12 protein-coding genes are annotated in these 15544 nt (G+C 59.4%); 8 read left to right on the forward strand and 4 right to left on the reverse strand.

Translation table 11 applies throughout. The features are described from left to right. Positions 1-44 precede the first annotated feature (44 nt). Complete coding sequence (locus DLM45_RS11260; RefSeq protein ID WP_181337198.1) at positions 45-1952, reverse strand: L,D-transpeptidase family protein; 1908 nt, start codon at positions 1950-1952, stop codon at positions 45-47. Between the two features lie 311 nt (positions 1953-2263). Next, positions 2264-3772 carry a sigma-54-dependent transcriptional regulator gene (locus DLM45_RS11265; RefSeq protein WP_181337199.1) on the reverse strand — a complete coding sequence of 503 codons (1509 nt, stop codon included), beginning with the start codon at positions 3770-3772 and terminating at the stop codon, positions 2264-2266. A 349-nt stretch (positions 3773-4121) separates the two neighbouring features. On the opposite strand from DLM45_RS11265, the gene DLM45_RS11270 reads away from it, so the two are divergent. The 8 genes from DLM45_RS11270 to DLM45_RS11305 all read left to right on the forward strand — a co-directional run bounded on the left by DLM45_RS11270 (position 4122) and on the right by DLM45_RS11305 (position 13826). Further along, entirely contained in the window at positions 4122-5966 is a 1845-nt protein-coding gene (locus DLM45_RS11270) for a M3 family oligoendopeptidase (protein ID WP_181338295.1), read from the forward strand. Positions 5967-6145: 179 nt separating this feature from the next. Further along, entirely contained in the window at positions 6146-8056 is a 1911-nt protein-coding gene (locus DLM45_RS11275) for a potassium transporter Kup (protein ID WP_181337200.1), read from the forward strand. Positions 8057-8188: 132 nt separating this feature from the next. Further along, the gene (locus DLM45_RS11280) at positions 8189-8332 is read left to right on the forward strand and encodes an aa3-type cytochrome c oxidase subunit IV (RefSeq protein ID WP_181337201.1); all 144 of its coding nucleotides are present in this window, start codon (positions 8189-8191) and stop codon (positions 8330-8332) included. A gap of 117 nt (positions 8333-8449) precedes the next feature. Then, a complete protein-coding gene (locus DLM45_RS11285; RefSeq protein WP_425485234.1) occupies positions 8450-9586 on the forward strand; it encodes a Re/Si-specific NAD(P)(+) transhydrogenase subunit alpha in 1137 nt (378 codons plus the stop codon). 11 nt (positions 9587-9597) lie between these two features. After that, complete coding sequence (locus DLM45_RS11290) at positions 9598-9999, forward strand: proton-translocating transhydrogenase family protein (RefSeq protein WP_181337203.1); 402 nt, start codon at positions 9598-9600, stop codon at positions 9997-9999. Between the two features lie 59 nt (positions 10000-10058). Continuing rightward, the gene (locus DLM45_RS11295) at positions 10059-11477 is read left to right on the forward strand and encodes an NAD(P)(+) transhydrogenase (Re/Si-specific) subunit beta (RefSeq protein WP_181337204.1); all 1419 of its coding nucleotides are present in this window, start codon (positions 10059-10061) and stop codon (positions 11475-11477) included. Between the two features lie 121 nt (positions 11478-11598). Next, positions 11599-12984: a YiiX/YebB-like N1pC/P60 family cysteine hydrolase gene (locus tag DLM45_RS11300; protein ID WP_181337205.1), complete on the forward strand. Its 1386-nt coding sequence runs from the start codon at positions 11599-11601 to the stop codon at positions 12982-12984. Between the two features lie 38 nt (positions 12985-13022). Next, complete coding sequence (locus DLM45_RS11305; protein ID WP_181337206.1) at positions 13023-13826, forward strand: alpha/beta fold hydrolase; 804 nt, start codon at positions 13023-13025, stop codon at positions 13824-13826. A gap of 89 nt (positions 13827-13915) precedes the next feature. On the opposite strand, the gene rpsU is transcribed toward DLM45_RS11305, so the two are convergent. Both rpsU and DLM45_RS11315 read right to left on the reverse strand, forming a co-directional pair. Further along, positions 13916-14275, reverse strand: a complete 360-nt coding sequence (gene rpsU, locus DLM45_RS11310) for a 30S ribosomal protein S21 (RefSeq protein ID WP_181337207.1) — start codon at positions 14273-14275, stop codon at positions 13916-13918. A gap of 171 nt (positions 14276-14446) precedes the next feature. Beyond that, positions 14447-15541, reverse strand: a complete 1095-nt coding sequence (locus DLM45_RS11315) for a 5-(carboxyamino)imidazole ribonucleotide synthase (protein WP_181337208.1) — start codon at positions 15539-15541, stop codon at positions 14447-14449. Positions 15542-15544: the final 3 nt, after the last annotated feature.

The raw sequence follows: 15544 nt of genomic DNA on the forward strand, positions 1-15544 counted from the left end.
ACCGGCTTCTTGGGTGGTGTGTAACGGATGGGCGGGGCGAGGGGTTAGAAGCCGCCGCCGAATACCTGCTGCAGGAATTTGCCGACACCGCTCGTTTGAGTTTTCCGGCGGCGTCCGCGTTCGTCGTAATAGTAGTCGCCGTTGTTGCGCGAGTCCGCGCCATACCAGCCATCTTCACCGCCGATGTCATCGGGCGAGATCTTCGGTTCCTTGGTCTTGACGATTTCCCTCCAGCGGCCCTGCAACGCGAGTGTGATCCGCTTTTCGTGGCCGTAGATGTCGCCGAACGTCTCGACGTCGCCGGCATTATTTACGCGCGCGGTGAAGTAGGTGACGTGCACCGGAATGGGCGTTGCCAGCGTGATCTCGTTTTCTTCAGGGCCCTGTGAGACGAGCGATGCGATCGTCTCTTTGCTCCAGCCCTGATCTTCCCCGAGGATCGCATCCGCCAGTTCGAGCGGATTGCGCACGCGCATACAGCCGTGGCTGAAGGCCCGGACATTCTGCGTGAACAGGCTTTTGCTCGGCGTGTCGTGCAGATAAACCGCGTGCTTGTTCGGGAAGAGGAATTTGACAACGCCAAGTGCGTTGCTACCGCCAGGCGGCTGGTAGACGTGATAATTACGGATATCGTTGCGATACCAGTTGATGCTGGTCACGTTCACCTTGCGGCCGTTGCGTTCCATCACGAGGCCTCGGCGCCGCAATGGATCGCCGCCTGCGCGCAGGCCGGGCAACAATTCTTTGATCTTGATGGAATCGGGCACGTTCCAGCGCGGCTGGAAGACAATTGTGCGCATCATGTCGGAGAAAATGGGCGTTTGCGTGCGGATCGAGCCGGTAACAATGCGTTCCTCGTGAACGATGGCTCCGTCCTTCACGACGCGCACATTGAATTCGGGCAGATTGACCTCGATGTGGAATTTGCCGAGATCGTCCGGCATCCAGCGCCACTCTTCCATGTTTGAAAGAAGCGCGCGTTCCGAAACACCTTCGCCGGTGCTGAGCGACCGGCGGAGTACGTTGGTGACAACGGCGCTGGCGGGTTCGATGCCTTTCTTCTTCTTGTAGTCCTGAACGGCGCGGGCCAACCCATCGTCATAATAGGTGTCTTCTGCGGGCGAGCCGTCACGCTTGATGGCGGCTGGCGCTTCCAGTGCCTTGCGCAGCATTGCGATCTGCGAATGGCTTTGGCCGGGCTTCAGCGAGGGGCCGTTCGGAATATTGATGATTTTTGCGTTCTCAGTGCCGGACCGCAAAGCAAGCAGCTTTTGACGTAGCAACTCGAACTGCGGCTGCTTCGGCTGAAGAGATTCCAGATAGGCGGCCTTATCGGTCGCCTTGACGAGTGAATCGATGACTGTGCGCGGATCGAGCGTCTGAGGCGCGCGATCGAGATATTCCGACAGCTGATTGCGGGGATCGGCGATGCGCCCGCCGCGCGCGTCACGGGCGTATTTCAGCGCCAATAAGGACAGGCGAGTTTCTACGTTGGCCAGATCGTCGAGTTTGTAGGTTCCGTCGGCTTCCGCTTTCAAGCTCGGAGCCTTGTAGTCCGTTGATCGAAGGCCCCAGTTGTCGGCGGTCTCGAATGCCGTGATCAGGCTCTTCGCGTCTGGCAAGAGACCGTTCTTATCAACCCAGAGAGCCGAACCCATACGCGCGGCATAAAATTGTTCGAGCGCCTGCCGGTCAGCGACGTCGAACGCAGCAAATGCTTTCTTGGCATTGGCAGCGAGAAGCCGCGTAGCTGGGAGATAGACCAGATGATCGTTTGCTTCGACCGTTGGTGCTGCAGCGTCTTGCAGAGCTTCGGACGATTGCGGCTTTGGAGCCGTGTCCGTCTGCTCAGACTGGCCGACGGTTGCTTCGTCGGTAGGAACGGCGTGTGCGCTCGCAAGAGAGATGCAGGACAGAGTCAGACCGATAAAAAGAGAACGCGTTGCGCGCATCGAAAGTTCACTCACGCTCCCCCACTGGAGCAATTCGTATCGAGTAGATAGCGATTGGGTCCCGGATCTTCCAGGCGGAATGCTTCACTGCAGTATATCGCACAAAGCTGTGGCTAAAGTGTTGCTTTATGCGAGGGTCTAAAATGCAAAAGCCCCGTATGCAGCCGGGGCTTTTGCTATTCTTCGAACCCGCCGGAATCAGGGGGAGGTCCGAATTCTGTGACGTGACGCGACGACCATTCACTCGCTGGGTGTGGCGCTCATGGCCGTGGCACTCAGCTCGCGTTCAACGCGTCGGCGTAAATTGGAATTTAGTTCGGCCTCGGCTCGAGACCATACTCCTGCATTTTGCGGTAGAGAGTCGAGCGGCCGATGTTCAGCCGCTTTGCGACTTCCGTCATGTGTCCGCGATAGCGGCCGAGCGCTAAGCGGATCATGTCGGCTTCGATCGCTTCGAGCGAACGGATCTCTCCGTCTTCGGCAACCGCTTGGATGCCGAGAGAACTTCCACTGCCGGCCGGTCTCATCTCGATGGTGTTGGGAACTGTGTTCTCTGCACCGATGAGAGCTGGCCCCGTATAAGCCGCCGGTTTCTGAACCACAGATGGTGCCGCTGGTACTTCAGCGTCGAAGCCGTCGACGTGTGCGGCGATCTGCGGGAATTCGTTCACAGTGAGCTCGGTGCCGTCAGCGAGAACGACGGCGCGGAACACAGTGTTTTCAAGCTGACGGACGTTACCGGGCCACGTATACGCTTGCAGAAGTTGCATTGCGCGGTCGGAAATCGAGGTCATGCGCTTGCCTTCTTCGGCCGAGAAACGCGCCATGAAGTGGCGTGCGAGTTCCGGCACATCTTCGATGCGTTCGCGAAGCGGCGGCACGAAGATCGGGAAGACGTTCAAACGATAGTAGAGGTCTTCGCGGAATTTTCCGTCCTTGACCTGCTGGATCATGTCGCGGTTCGTTGCCGAGATCAGACGGAAGTTGACCTTCACCGGCTTCTTAGAGCCGATCGGATCGATTTCGCCTTCTTGCAGCGCGCGCAGCAGTTTCACCTGTGCGTCGAGCGGCAACTCGCCGACTTCGTCGAGGAACAATGTGCCGCCATCGGCTTCCTGGAATTTTCCGATCCGCTTGTCGACCGCGCCGGTGAACGCGCCCTTCTCGTGGCCGAAAAGGATGCTTTCAACGAGGTTTTCCGGGATCGCGCCGCAGTTGACGGTGATGAAGGGCCGTCCGGCGCGATCGCTTTCGCCTTGGATTGCGCGGGCAATCAATTCCTTGCCGACGCCGCTTTCGCCTTCGATCAGCACTGGGATGTTCGATGCGGCAGCACGTTTGCCAAGGGCTATCACGCGTTCCATCGCGTTTCCTCGCATGACGAGGTCGCTGAATGTGAGCGTGCCGTCGGCCTTCTTCTTGATGCGGTTGATCTCGCCTGCCAGCGCTTCGATCTTGAGCGCGCTCTTGATCGAGACTTCAAGCCGTTCTGGAGAGGCCGGTTTGACGACGAAGTCGACCGCGCCGCGCCGCATGGCGTTGATGGCGGCTTCGATCGAGCCGTGTGCGGTTTGCACAATGATGGGGGGGCTGCCAGGGGCGTGGCCAACACGTTCGAGAACGGCTGTGCCGTCAACGCCCGGCATTATCAGATCGAGCAGAACGAGCCCGATACTGTCACGGTCGGGGCCTTCGAGAACCTGAAGTGCCTGCTCACCCGAGCCGCAGGTCTTCGTCTCAAACCCGAACCGCTTAATCGTTTCTTCGAGAATACGCCGCTGGGCAGGATCGTCATCGACGATCAGAACACGCTTGGACATGGGACACGCACTTTACATTACTGGGTACAGCTGCCGGTCGTCCGCTGAAAGGGATTGCCCCAACTTCAAACGTTCAGTCACCGGTAATTACTCAACAATCGAGAGAGTGCCTCAATTGGGTAAAGGGAACGTTTCCATGTGGCACATTTTTCAATGTAGTGACCCCGAAGCGATCCTTCGAGGGGCGCTCTGGAAATCTTGCCTCCGAATTCGCATCTGATGCAGCGGTGTGCCTGCCGCCGGACTGCGCGATGCAACGGCGGATTGAAAGCCCCAAATTTGCGCAACGGCGCGTGTGTGGTAACGCTCTTGCCCCTGCCAACCTGATTGCTCGCGAGAAAGAATGCAGATGCCCTTCAATTCACTTCCCAAGAATGCACCCGCTACAGACGCTGGCGCCGCTCCTTCGAAGACCGATGCGTTTGGCGCGATGCCGGAATGGGATCTGAGCGACCTGTATAAATCGCCCACCGCACCGGAAGTGCAGGCCGACCTCAAAGCGGCGGCTGCTGAAGCCCAGAGGATCAGGGCGACCTATCAGGGGAAGCTGGCCGGGCTTGCGGCCGATGGCGACAAGTTGGTTGGCGCGATCCAGGATTATGAGAAGCTTGCAGATCTTGCGGGCAAGCTCGGTTCGTATTCCGGCCTTTACTACGTACTCAATCAGACGGATCCCGCACGCGCCAAGTTCAACGGCGACGTTTCGGAAGCGCTGACGAAACTTTACACCGACCTGATCTTTTTCGAGCTTGAGCTGAACCAGATCGATGACGCGACGATGGCGGCGGCGGTGAAGCATAAAGCCGTTGCGCGGTATAAGCCGTGGCTGGACGACCTCAGGAAGGAAAAGCCGCATCAGCTCGATGAAAAGCTCGAGACGCTTTTCACGGAGAAGTCGCAGACGAGCCGCGGCGCGTTCAACCGCTTGTTCGATGAGACGATGTCGTCGCTGAAGTTCGATGTCGAAGGTGAAGCAGAGATGCTGACCCTCGAACCGACATTGAATTTGCTGTCGAACGTGGATGAAGCAAAGCGCAAGGCCGCGTCGGCGGCGTTGAGCAAAACCTTCCGGGCTAATCTCCCGCTCTTCACGCTAATCACGAATACGCTCGCGAAAGACAAAGAGATTTCCGACCGCTGGCGGAACTTCAAAGATGTGGCGGATAGCCGCCACCTTGCCAACCGGGTCGAAGCGCCGGTGGTGGATGCGCTGGTTTCCAGCGTGCGTGCGTCCTATCCGGCCCTGTCTCACCGCTATTATGCGATGAAGGCCAAGTGGCTCGGCAAGGAGAAGCTGAACACGTGGGACCGCAACGCGCCGCTTCCTGATAAGCCGGAACGCGTCATCAGTTGGGCGGAGGCCGAGACGATCGTTCTTGGCGCTTACAACGGCTTCGCTCCGGAAATGGCAACGATCGCCAAGCAATTCTTTGATAAGCGTTGGATCGATGCGCCGGTGAAGCCGGGCAAAGCGCCGGGTGCGTTTTCAGCGTCTACGGTTCCCTCGGTCCATCCGTATGTGATGATGAACTACCTCGGCAAGCCGAGAGACGTGATGACGCTTGCGCACGAACTCGGGCACGGTGTGCATCAATGGCTGGCGCGTCCGCAGGGGCCGCTGCTGGCGCCGACGCCGCTGACGCTGGCCGAGACCGCGTCCGTTTTCGGCGAAATGCTGACGTTCCGCGCGCTGCTCGCCGAGACGAAGGACAAGCGCGAAAAGAAGGCGATGATCGCTGGCAAGGTCGAGGACATGATCAATACGGTCGTGCGCCAGATCGCGTTCTATACGTTCGAACGGAAGGTTCACGAGGAGCGCCGCAACGGGGAACTCACGTCAGATCGTTTGAACGCCATCTGGCTGGAGGTTCAGCGCGAGAGCCTTGGTCCGGCGATCGAGCTCAATCCGGGATATGAAGTGTTCTGGACGTACATCCCGCACTTCATTCATTCGCCGTTCTATGTGTACGCCTACGCCTTCGGCGATTGCCTGGTGAATTCGCTCTACGGACTCTATGCGGAGGCACACCCCGGGTTCGTTCAGAAGTATTTCGACCTGTTGAAAGCGGGTGGGTCGAAGCATCATTCTGAACTGCTGGCACCCTTCGGTCTCGATGCCCGGGACCCTGAGTTCTGGTCCAAGGGTCTGAAGGTGGTTGAAGGCATGATCGACGACCTGGAGGCCATGGACTGAGGCAGGTCGGCGGGGTCCCCTTAATTATTTCGACAGTAGCGAAACGATTTTCCCTGCGACGGCATTGTCAAGCCGTCGCAGGGGGTTTCACAACGATTTTCGGGCTTTCAATCTCAAACGACCGGGAGTAGAAGCCGCCACTTTGCTGCGTCGCAGCGTCCTCATATCGAGGTGCCTCTATGGCACAACCGCAAGCCGCCTTTCAGGGGGCCGAGTTCGGCTCAGCGGAAGGTCCGGATAGCAAAAATTACTGGGCTCTCGCTTTGGGCTCAGTTGGTGTCGTTTTTGGCGACATCGGTACGAGCCCGCTGTACGCATTCAAGGAAGCGATTACGGCTGCCTCTCACTCCGGGACTGTTCCGGAAGCCGTTCTCGGCGTGCTCTCACTTATTTTCTGGAGTCTGACGCTCGTCGTCACGGTGAAGTACGTGCTGCTGTTGCTGCGCGCCGACTACAACGGCGAGGGCGGCATGTTCGCGCTCATGGCGCTTGGGCAGTCCGTTGCGAAGCGAAGCGCGCCGCTGCTTGGCGCGCTCGGAATCGCAGGCGCGTCATTCTTCTACGGCGATGCGGTGATCACACCGGCGATTTCTGTGCTCTCGGCCGTCGAGGGTTTGGAGCTCATCGCGCCTCAGTTCGAGGTCGCGGTGCTCCCGGTCGCAGTTCTGGTGTTGACGGTCCTGTTCTGGATGCAGTCACGCGGGACCGATCGCGTGGCGCAGTTTTTCGGACCGGTGATGGCGGTCTGGTTCGCGGTTCTGGCTCTCGGCGGGCTTATGCATATTGCCGATAACCCGAACGTCTTTCATGCGCTCAATCCGTATCACGCCGTCGCGTTCGTCTTTCACAACAGCATCCTTGGGCTCACCGTTATGGGCCTCGTCTTTCTGGCCTGTACGGGTGCCGAGGCGCTCTATGCTGACCTTGGGCACTTTGGCCGTCGGCCGATTGCGGGGGCTTGGCTTTACTTCGTGATGCCAGCGCTTGTTCTGAACTATTTCGGACAGGGTGCGCTCGTCATGAACGACGCGAGCGCGATGCAGAATCCGTTCTATCGGCTCTATCCGGAATACGCGCTTATTCCGATGCTCATTCTATCGACATTCGCGACCGTGATTGCGAGTCAGGCCGTGATAACGGGCGCTTTCTCGCTCACTCGCCAGGCCATTCAGCTCGGTCTCGTGCCGCGACTGCACATTCGGCACACGTCCGAAAGCGTTGCGGGGCAGATCTACATGCCGCGCGTAAATTGGATTTTGTATATCGCAGTTCTGCTGGCGATTTTTGGCTTCCGCACGTCGTCCAACCTTGCGGCGGCGTACGGCATATCCGTCACCGCGGCGATGGTCATCGATTCATTGATGGCGTTCTTCGTGATCTGGCGTTGCTGGAAGTGGCCGTTGTGGCGCGTCATTGTCGTGGTCATACCGTTGCTGCTGATCGAGCAGGCTTTCTTCGCGGCAAACGTTCTGAAAGTCTTGGAGGGTGGCTGGGTGCCGCTCGTCCTGGCCGCGATGGTTGCGACGGTCATGTATACGTGGGTGCGCGGTACGCGGGTTCTCGCGAAGGCGACGAAACGTAACGAGGCCGATTTGGATTGGCTGGTTCGCAAACTCGAAGCGAAGCCGCCGCACCGGGTTTCGGGCACTGCTGTTTTCGTAACGGGCGATCCCTATTCGGCGCCGACCTCGATGATGCACAACCTGAAGCACAATCGGGTTATGCATGAGCGCAATATTCTATTGTCCATTCGCACCGTCGAAAGGCCGAGGGTTTTGCGCCACGAGCGGGTGACGATTGAGAAGGTGTCCGACAACTTCATTCGGATCATCGCGCGCTATGGGTTCATGGAGACGCCAAGCGTGCCCAAGGTGCTGGAGCACGCGCGGCGTAAGGACTGCAATATCGATATAGGGGCGACGTCATTCTTCCTCTCGCGGCGGTCGCTGCGGACGACGCCGAAATCGGAAATGCCACGTTGGCAGGAGCACCTGTTCATCTGGCTGGCGGGTACGGCCGAAGATGCGACGACCTATTTCAATATCCCGACCGACCGAGTGGTCGAGGTGGGGACGCAGGTGGCCGTTTGAGGGGCGCCTAAAGGCCGCGGCTTGACCGCCATTCAACTTGTGGATTAGGCCCGTCCTACGGCGGCTTGAAGCCCGCGTCCTCTTAGGCTAGGACCTTTGGGGAATTTCAATTCGCCTAGCAGGAGACGCGACGTGAGTGTTGATACATCGAATGGCCATCCGGCAATGGATTACGCAGAGCATGTGAAAACCTATCAGGGTTTTCTGGCGGTCACGAAGTGGGGCACGATTGCGTTGGTCGTTCTCCTGGCTGGCATGAAGATCTTTCTCACCTGATATTGCCGGGCGTTGATGCCCGTCAGTTTCTGAAGCCCAGGCAGGCACTCTTGCGGCGCCTGCCACTTTCAATTCCGCTCCTATACGCGGACATTTCCTGAACCGGACTGGCAGATGATCACGATTGCTGTCACCAGTGAATCGGCCGACGAACCGCGAGTTGCGATTTCGCCCGATACCGCCAAGAAATTTATCGCGCTCGGCGCCCAGGTCCGGATTGAGTCTGGCGCAGGCGCGAGATCGCGATTTTCCGACGAGGCTTACCGCGCGGCGGGAGCTGAAACTGTCAGCCGTCCGCAGGCATTGGCCGGTGCGGATGTGTTGCTCAGCGTGCGTCGGCCGAGTGCTGAAGAGATCGCGGGCCTGAAGCCCGGTGCGCTCGTCGTTGCTATGATCGATCCGTATGGTGATCGTTCGGCGCTCGACGCGCTTGCTGGTACAGGCGCCACGCTGTTCTCGATGGAATTCATGCCGCGTACCACGCGCGCACAGTCGATGGACGTGCTGTCGAGCCAGGCGAACCTCGCGGGCTACAAGGCCGTCGTTGATGGAGCGGCGATGTTTGGCCAAGCCTTGCCGATGATGATGACGCCAGCCGGTACGGTTCCGGCGGCGAAGGCATTCATCATGGGCGTTGGCGTTGCCGGTCTGCAGGCGATCGCAACCGCTCGACGCCTTGGCGCACAGGTAACAGCGACGGACGTGCGTCCGGCGACGAAGGAACAGGTGCAGTCTCTCGGTGCGAAGTTCATCGCCGTTGAGGACGAGGAATTCAAACAGGCGCAGACGGCGGCGGGTTATGCCAAGCCGATGAGCGCGGAATATCAGGCGAAGCAGGCGGAACTCGTCGCGCAGCACCTCAAGACGCAGGATCTCGTCATCACGACGGCGCTCATTCCGGGGCGTCCTGCGCCGAAGCTCATTTCTCGTGCCATGATCGAAAACATGAAGGCTGGCGCCATCATCGTCGATCTCGCGGGTGAGCGTGGCGGCAATACCGATCTGACCGAAGCTGGGAAGACCGTCGAGACGCCGAACGGTGTCAAGATTTTCGCGCCGCTCAATCTTGCGGGAACGATCGCGACCAACGCGTCTAGCCTTTATGCGCGCAATCTCTTCGCGTTCGTCGAAACCATGGTCGACAAGAAAGAAAAAGCTCTTGCGGTCAATTGGGACGATGAATTGATCAAAGGCACGCTCGTCGCCAAGGGTGGCGCGATCGTGCATCCGAATCTTGCCGCTCAGAGCCAATAGGGAGGCACGTCATGCGCTTCATTGAAAGTCTTGCCGTGGCGTTGCTGGCGACCTGTCTCGCCACAAGCGCAGCATTCGCTGCCGATGGCGCCGATCACGTCAGCCCGGCCGTTTATGAGCTGATGGTTTTCGTCATCGCCGTGTTCGTCGGCTACTACGTCGTTTGGTCCGTTACGCCAGCGCTGCATACGCCGCTGATGAGCGTCACCAACGCGATCTCGTCGGTGATCGTTGTCGGCGCGCTTCTCGCGGTCGGCGTCACGCTGACGACTTCGGATAGCGTGATGGCCAAGATCTTCGGCTTCCTCGCGTTGATTATGGCCTCGGTCAATATCTTCGGCGGCTTCCTCGTCACGAACCGCATGCTTGCGATGTACAAAAAGAAAGAAGCGCCGGCGAAGAAAGACGGCTGACGCCGTTTTCATTCACCCAACGTCTCTATCAGGCCCAAAAATAAGCCGGGAACACTGCAATGTCTGCTAACGTCGCCGCCCTTCTTTATCTCGCCGCGGGGGTATTGTTCATCCTGGCGCTTCGTGGGCTTTCGAGCCCTGCATCTTCGCGTCAGGGCAACCTGTTCGGCATGATCGGTATGGGTATCGCCGTGCTGACAACGCTCGGCCTGGCACAACCGACAGTGTTTTCCTGGATCCTGATCCTGCTCGGCCTCGGCATCGGCGGCTTCATCGGCGCGAAAACTGCGCGCGAAATCCCGATGACGATGATGCCAGAGCTGATCGCGGCGTTTCACTCGCTCGTCGGTCTTGCGGCGGTGTTCGTTGCTGCCAGCGCCCTTTATGCGCCGTCAGCTTTCGGCATTCTCGTCGATCCCGCTAATCCGGGTCTTGGGATCAAGGGCGGCAGCCTGTTCGAAATGGCGCTTGGTGTCGCGATCGGTGCGATCACGTTCACAGGCTCGGTCATTGCTTTTGCGAAACTTTCTGGCCGGATGTCGGGTAAGCCGATCCTGCTGCCGATGCGCCATGTGATCAACGGCATCGTGGCGCTGGTGCTGGCGACGATGATCTACCTCTTTATTCTTTCGGGCGGCTCGGCGTGGCTGTTCTGGCTGATCGTGCTGTTGTCGTTCACGTTCGGTGTGCTGATCATCATCCCGATCGGTGGCGCGGATATGCCCGTCGTCATCTCGATGCTGAACTCGTATTCGGGATGGGCCGCGGCCGGTATCGGCTTCACGCTTGGCAACATCGCGCTGATCATCACTGGCGCGCTCGTTGGTTCGTCCGGCGCCATTCTGTCGTACATCATGTGCAAGGGCATGAACCGCCAGTTTCTGTCGGTGATTGCTGGCGGCTTCGGCGGTGAGACGGCTGCAGCGGGCGGCGGAGACGGCGAACAGAAGCCGGTCAAGCTCGGTTCGGCTGAAGACGCGGCTTACGTTCTTCAGAACGCGGCGAAGGTCATCATCGTGCCGGGTTACGGCATGGCGGTTGCCCAGGCGCAGCACGCACTTCGCGAAATGGCGGATGCGCTCAAGAAGGCGGGCGTCGAGGTCAAGTATGCCATCCATCCCGTTGCGGGACGTATGCCCGGCCACATGAACGTGCTTCTGGCCGAAGCAAACGTGCCTTACGACGAAGTCTTCGAGCTTGAGGACATCAACAGCGAGTTCTCGCAGGCGGACGCAGTCTACGTGATTGGCGCGAACGACGTCGTCAATCCGGCTGCCGAAGACGACAAGTCTTCGCCGATCTACGGCATGCCCGTGCTGCAGGTCTGGAAGGCCGGTACGGTGTTCTTCAACAAGCGCTCGCTCGCGTCCGGCTATGCCGGCATCGATAACCCCGTGTTCTACCGTGACAATACCGTCATGGTTCTCGGCGATGCCAAGAAAATGACGGAAGACATCGTTAAAGCCCTCAGCCACTAGAACGCGTGCCTGAGAGGCCGGGGCGCATCTGCAACAGTCGGCGGCACATCGGTGTGCCACCGGCGCAGATCGGAGACTGGTCTGATATAACCGGGGGCACACGGTATTTGAGGGGTTTTGCGTGTTGGCTCCCGTTGCGTCGGCGTCATTCGAAAACGATATTGAGCGCATCGAGATTCTCGCTGCGACGCCGGTTACCAGTTCGGCGCTGTTGGAACGCAACCTTCTTTGCATCTACGAGCACGCCGCGAATGCGCGGTTTGCGGACTACGACGTTGCGGGGATCGTAAAGTCTGCGCCTGCGCTCATGTATCGGTTGTTCGACTTGAGGGTCGGGCTGCGGGCCAAGCTAGCGCACTACGAAATGCTCGGGCTGATGACGCCTGCCGCGACGCAGGGCTTTCGCGATGTTTTCCGCGTGCTGCGTTACGTCTCGGACATGCTTGGCGAAATTGCCATCGGGCACCGGAGCGGGCGGGAGAGCAGTTATCTGCTGCGCGGTTTCACGGGTACGGAAAACAACACGCTCGTCAATTACGGATTCTATCGTAACGGCGCGCCGCTGGCGTTTCAGTCGGGTGACGTGATCCTCGTTCGCGGAACGGCGCACAATAGCGCTGCCATCGCGCGCATCGGCGATGTCGACAGTCAGTTCAGTCACATCGGCATCGTTTACGTCGACGAAGCGGGCGACCACTGGATGGTCGAGAGCCTCATCGAGGACGGCGCCGTCATCAATCCGCTTTCGAAAGCGCTCGATCATCACATCATGCGGGCGGTGCTTTACCGCAATCGCGATGCGGATCTTGCGGCGCGGGCGGCGAAATCGATTTTCGATTACGTCGCGGCATCGCATGAGCGCGGCGGAAAACGCATTCTGTATGACTTCTCGATGCGGACGGATGCGACGCGCAATCTCTTCTGCTCGAAGCTTGTGCGGCTAGCCTACGAGCAAGGCAGTGGCGGGGCGTATATGCTGCCGACGTATCCGACGTCTATCTCGCGCAAGAACCGCGATTTCCTGGAGCGCGTCGGCGTCGAGACCGAGACCACGTTTGCTCCGGCTGACATCGATATGGAGTCCGGCTTCGATCTCGTCGCGGAATGGCAGGATTATCGCGGCACGGCGAACATCCGGCTCCAGGACTTCACGATGGACAAGCTGTTCGAGTGGATGGAGCGCTACAAATACCGCTTTGAAGAGACGCCTGCGATCAAGCTCGTCTCGGTGCTGGGGCGGTTCTCATCGTATTTCTCGGGCAAGGCGAAAGAGTTGCTGGCGTCGGTTTTCCCGCGCGTGCCGCCCAATATGCCAAGAAAGACCGTTGCCGTCGTCGCGATGCTGCATAAGACGGCCGAGCCGATCTATCACGAATTGCAGAACCTCAATGCTCAGTCCATTGCCGAGACCGGTTTGCCGTTGCACGGTCTCGACATTCTCTCGGCGCTCGAAATGATCCGGGAGCGTGAGGGTTCTCGCATCGGCTATCTCGTGCGCGATATCTGAATCGGCAGACGCCATTGCTACAGTCGCTTGAGGGCGGTGTGCTGAAAATTCTCCTCATTGCAGTGGTTGCGCTGTATGCGCTTGCTGTCTCGGTCATGTATCTGGCGCAGCGCCACTTCATTTATTTTCCGGACCCCACGCGGACCGCTCCGGCTGCTGCTGGGCTGCCTTCGGTCTCCGAAGAAATCCTCCAGACGCCGGACGGCGAAAGCATCGTTGCGTGGTATGCGGCGGCACAGCCGGGCCAGCCGACGCTGCTTTACTTCCACGGCAACGGCGGCGCGCTGGAACTCAGGAACGAGCGCATCCGCAAATATCTCAACCGCGGCCGCGGCATGTTCATGATGTCCTATCGCGGCTTCAGCGGATCGACGGGCAGTCCGAGCGAACGCGCGAACATTGCCGATGCAAAACTTGCCTACGATGCACTGGTGCGGAAGGGCATTCGTCCGGAAGACATCATCATCTATGGGGAATCGCTCGGCACGGGCGTGGCCGTGCAAGTTGCGAGCGAAAAGCCCGTCGGCGGCGTCATTCTCGACAGCCCGTTCACGTCGATCGCGGAACGGGCGCAGCAGCTTTACCCGTGGCTGCCAGTTGGGCTGTTGCTGCAGGATCGTTACGATTCGATCCGTTACATCGGTTCCGTGCACGCGCCGCTGCTGATCGTTCACGGCGATGCCGATGAGGTCGTTCCAGTCGATATGGGGCGCCGGTTGTTTGCGGCCGCGAATGAGCCGAAGCAGCTTGAGATCATTCGCGGAGCCGGCCACGACAACCACAGTGAGTTTGGATCGTTTGCACGCATCGACGCCTGGGTCGATGCGCTTCGGAAGAAATAGCCACGCTCGCGACGGTGGCGAAGGCCCAAAGAGAAAGGGCCCGCGATAGCAATCGCGAGCCCTTTGAAACTTAACAATCCAGCAGAGGCTTAAAATCCGCCGCTGTTGCCGCCACGGAAACCGCCGCCCGTTCCGGCGCCAGCTTGACCGGCACCAGCGCCAGCTCCGGCACCTGCGCCACCGCGCGGGCCGCCAGGACCGCCGCGACCACCCGGGCCGCCACGTGCCGCGGCGGGCTTGCTGGGCAGCAGGCCTTCACGCTGCAACTTCTTGCGGGCAAGCTTACGTGCGCGACGGATAGCCTCGGCCTTCTCACGCGCTCTTTTCTCCGAGGGCTTTTCGAAGTGACCGCGGAGCTTCATCTCGCGGAATACGCCCTCGCGCTGCAATTTCTTCTTAAGCGCCTTGAGTGCCTGATCGACATTGTTGTCGCGAACGAGAACCTGCAAGCAGTTATATCCTCTATAGAATTCCGAACTGTTGAATGCACAAAAACACCAGCTCCGGTAGCTTCGCTGCCGGAGCCCGCGTTTAATTTCTGGGTTGTTCTAGCAAAGCTGCGCGGGATTGGCAATTGGTTACGGGCCGCCACAGGGTGCCGCGCTCAGCCTGCGGAGCCATCATGCCGGGGCTGCCAGCAACAGGCGATTAACGTGGCCCATCTTGCGGCCCGGGCGGACCTCTTTCTTCCCATAGTGGTGAAGGAAAGTGCCCGGCTCAGCCACGATCGTTGGCCAATCCAGGATGTCATTGCCGATCAAGTTGATCATTTCTGCGCCAGCGGCCTTGAGTTCGGTGGAGCCCAGCGGCCATCCCGCGACGGCCCGAATGTGCTGTTCGAACTGCGAAGTCATCGCGCCGTCGATCGTCCAATGCCCTGAATTATGAACGCGGGGTGCCATTTCGTTAACGAAGAGGCGGTCGCGCCCGGATTCATTCACGACGAAGAACTCGATGGCAAATACGCCAACGTATCCGAGTTGCCCGGCGATCTTCTGGGCGATGACGATCGCTTCGGCGGCGACGTCAGGAGCGAGGCGGGCTGGCGCCACCGAGCGGTGAAGGATGTGGTCTCGGTGTTCGTTTTCGGTGACATCGTAGGCTGCGAAGGTGCCGTCGAGCGAGCGGGCGGCGATGACGGAAACTTCCGACCGGAAAGCTACGAACGATTCGAGGATGGACGGCTGGTTGCTCATCTTCTCCCAGGCAGCCTCGGCCTCGCTGGGCTCGAGAATTTTTGCCTGGCCTTTGCCGTCGTAACCGAAGCGCCGGGTCTTCAGAACTGCAGGGCAAGCGAAGCCCGCTTCGAGCGCTGCTTTCAACGATTTGAGGTCGTCAATCGCTGCGAAATTCGCCGTCGCGGCACCGAGTTTGCGCGCGAGGGATTTTTCGTTGATGCGGTCCTGCGCCGTTGCGAGCGCATTTGAATCCGGGCGCACCGGAATATGGCGCGCGAGAAAATCCACCGTCGCGGCGGGGATGTTTTCGAATTCGTATGTTGCGACGTCGATAGCTTTGGCGAAGGAGGCGAGTGCCGCTTCGTCGTTGTAGGCAGCGACAGTAAAAGCTGATGCAACTTCGAATGCGGGGCTATCAGCTTCGGGCGCGAAGATGTGCGTATGAAAGCCGAGGCGTGCCGCGGCCATTGCGAGCATGCGCCCAAGCTGGCCACCGCCAAGGATGCCGATCGTTGCGCCGGGAGGAAGTGCGGTCATTGC

It is taken from the genome of Hyphomicrobium methylovorum (assembly GCF_013626205.1).
Taxonomy (GTDB): domain Bacteria; phylum Pseudomonadota; class Alphaproteobacteria; order Rhizobiales; family Hyphomicrobiaceae; genus Hyphomicrobium_B; species Hyphomicrobium_B methylovorum.

What these genes read in the sequence shown, in the direction of transcription:
- DLM45_RS11315 (WP_181337208.1), bottom strand. Translation starts at nt 15,541, where the DNA reads ATGACCGCACTTCCTCCCGGCGCAACGATCGGCATCCTTGGCGGTGGC.
- DLM45_RS11260 (WP_181337198.1), bottom strand. Translation starts at nt 1,952, where the DNA reads ATGCGCGCAACGCGTTCTCTTTTTATCGGTCTGACTCTGTCCTGCATC.
- DLM45_RS11270 (WP_181338295.1), top strand. Translation starts at nt 4,122, where the DNA reads ATGCCCTTCAATTCACTTCCCAAGAATGCACCCGCTACAGACGCTGGC.
- DLM45_RS11295 (WP_181337204.1), top strand. Translation starts at nt 10,059, where the DNA reads ATGTCTGCTAACGTCGCCGCCCTTCTTTATCTCGCCGCGGGGGTATTG.
- DLM45_RS11275 (WP_181337200.1), top strand. Translation starts at nt 6,146, where the DNA reads ATGGCACAACCGCAAGCCGCCTTTCAGGGGGCCGAGTTCGGCTCAGCG.
- DLM45_RS11290 (WP_181337203.1), top strand. Translation starts at nt 9,598, where the DNA reads ATGCGCTTCATTGAAAGTCTTGCCGTGGCGTTGCTGGCGACCTGTCTC.
- DLM45_RS11265 (WP_181337199.1), bottom strand. Translation starts at nt 3,772, where the DNA reads ATGTCCAAGCGTGTTCTGATCGTCGATGACGATCCTGCCCAGCGGCGT.